This window comes from Hydrogenivirga sp. 128-5-R1-1, assembly GCF_000171895.1.
The window spans coordinates 1-1,224 of record NZ_ABHJ01000442.1 but is presented as its reverse complement, the minus strand read 5'-3'; the positions used below and the strand labels follow the sequence as shown (position 1 = coordinate 1,224).

At 35.1% G+C, this 1,224-nt stretch carries 2 protein-coding genes; one reads left to right on the top strand and one right to left on the bottom strand.

The genetic code is table 11. From position 1 onward, the window contains the following. A partial coding sequence (locus tag HG1285_RS00850) for a rod shape-determining protein (RefSeq protein WP_008289546.1) occupies positions 1-1,011 on the bottom strand: 1,011 nt, incomplete at its 3' end. Between the two features lie 80 nt (positions 1,012-1,091). Between HG1285_RS00850 and HG1285_RS19305 the strand changes: the two genes are divergently transcribed. Then, positions 1,092-1,224: dihydrodipicolinate synthase family protein (locus HG1285_RS19305; RefSeq protein ID WP_008289545.1), on the top strand; the 133-nt coding region annotated here is incomplete at its 3' end.

Here is a 1,224-nt window from a genome sequence, read left to right as displayed (position 1 = left end):
ATTTATATCATCTAATGCCTTACCTATTCCTCTTGCAACTGCAGTTAGAGGGTCATCGCATACAAATACAGGTAAATTAACCTCTTCTCTTATTTTGGTATCAAGTTCATGAAGTAATGCGCCTCCTCCAGCAAGGATAATTCCCCTTTCCACTAAATCTGCTCCAAGCTCTGGAGGGGTTTTTTCTAAAGCAGACTTTACAGCATTAACTATAGAATTAACAACTCCTTCCAGCGCTTTTCTTATTTCTTCGCCTTTTATAATAGTACTTATAGGACTGTTTGTTATATCCACTCCGCCAATCTCCATTTCTTCTTTATCTTTTTCAGAAGGATAAGCTGAACCTAACTTTATTTTTATCTTCTCTGCAGTCTGTTCCCCTATTACAATGCCGTGATGCCTTTTAAGATAACTGATTATGGCTTCATTCATTTCATCCCCAGCAATTCTTATGGAATGGGATACTACCATTCCTGACAAAGAAATAACGGCTATTTCTGTTGTGCCGCCGCCAATATCAATTATCATGTTTCCACCGGGTTCTGTTATAGGAAGTCCTGCTCCTATAGCTGCTGCCATTGGTTCTGCTATCAAGTATACATCTCTTGCTCCTGCACTTTTTACAGCATCTATCACAGCCCTTTTTTCTACCTCGGTAATTCCTGAAGGTACTCCCACTATTACCCTTGGTCTTGGCTTTAAAATCTTTAGCAGAGGCATATTTTTATGGACTTTTTTTATAAAATATTTAAGCATATCCTGTGTAACTTCAAAATCAGCTATAACTCCATCTTTTAACGGTCTTACAACATCAATATATTCAGGTGTTTTTCCTACCATAGCTTTTGCTTCCTGACCAACAGCCAGAACTTTATTACTTTTTACATCTAAAGAAACTATTGACGGCTCAGTCAATACTATGCCTTTTCCTTTAACGAAAACAAGAGTGTTTGCAGTACCCAAGTCTATACCAATGTCATTTGAAAATATTCCGATTATTGATGATAACATTATTCCTCCAAAATAAAGATAATTCCGAAAATATATTATAAACTATTAATATTAAATTTTTTTCAAATTTGGAGGAAAACATGTTTACAGGCTCATTAGTTGCACTTATAACTCCTTTTAAAAATGGTGAAATAGATAAAAAATCTTTGAAAAATTTAATAGAGTTTCATATTGAAAATGGTACTCATGGTATAGTGGTTGCAGGAACAACTG